Genomic DNA, 957 nt, shown 5'->3' on the forward strand with positions numbered 1-957 from the left:
CGGCGCGCTTGGCGCGTCCGGATCGGCGTTCTCGCTTGGATCGGGCTCCGCGGCCGGACCGCGTTCCACGCTCCGGTCGGGCTCCGCGGCTGCCGTTCCCCCGTGAGCGTTCGTGGCCGCGTCCGGGTTCACGTCGGCCTCGGGGTCGGTGTCACTGCTGGTGTTCGTACCCGTGGTGCCGTCCGCCCCGTCGGTTTCCGACGGGACCTCGCCCGCCAGCGTGTTCAAAACGGTGGCTTTGTTCGCCTCGATCCGCTCGACGAGGTCGTCGAACAGCGCGCGCTCCTCCGTGGTCATCCCCTCGGTCTCGACGGGCATGTCCGCGGCCGCGAACGACGCGAGCTTGACGACCTTGCCGACGCGGCGCTCGTACAGCGCCTCGGCGACCTCCTCGGCGGTCTCCAGCTCGTCCGACATGCGGCGAACGTCGTCGTCGGAGAAGGGGTTCGACACCTGATCGGCACGATGATCGCGGGCCGCGCGCAGGTCGTTCACGTACGCGGCGACGTCGTCGTAGAAGGCGTCGCGCAGGTGCTGGAGGCTGTCCTTGCGGCGTTCCTTCGCTTGGACCGATCGGAGTTCGTCGAGATTCATCGTTCGGGTGCTTTCCGCGCCTCGCCGCGGGCCATCAGGAAGACGCCCGCGAACTCGGGGACCGTGTTCTCGCCGGATCGAACACTGATCGTCCGGCCGTTTAATTCTACCGTCCGTTCCGTCTCACACTCGATCCGGATCTCCCGACCGACGAACCGGTCCGGGACTGCGTCCCGAAGCGGGTCGAACCCGTCGAGCTCCGCCCGTTCGATGGGCGTGACGACGAGCCCCGACCCGCCGTGGAGCGTTCCGGGCAATCTGATGAGCCGGCGGGTGTCGGTCGTCACCGGCTCGTCGATGGGTGCGGTGTCGGTCGCGGCCACGCGTGCGGCGAGCGCGCTCACCAGCCGTCGGACTCCCGGA

At 69.4% G+C, this 957-nt stretch carries 2 pseudogenes; both read right to left on the reverse strand.

What is annotated here, in order from left to right:
• A pseudogene (locus ACFQEU_RS16675) lies at positions 1–594 on the reverse strand (hypothetical protein); the annotation flags it as partial.
• Positions 591–957: pseudogene (locus ACFQEU_RS16680) on the reverse strand (DNA primase catalytic subunit PriS); the annotation flags it as partial. The pseudogenes ACFQEU_RS16680 and ACFQEU_RS16675, both read right to left, overlap by 4 nt.

This window comes from Halorubrum tibetense, assembly GCF_042661865.1.
Classification (GTDB): domain Archaea; phylum Halobacteriota; class Halobacteria; order Halobacteriales; family Haloferacaceae; genus Halorubrum; species Halorubrum tibetense.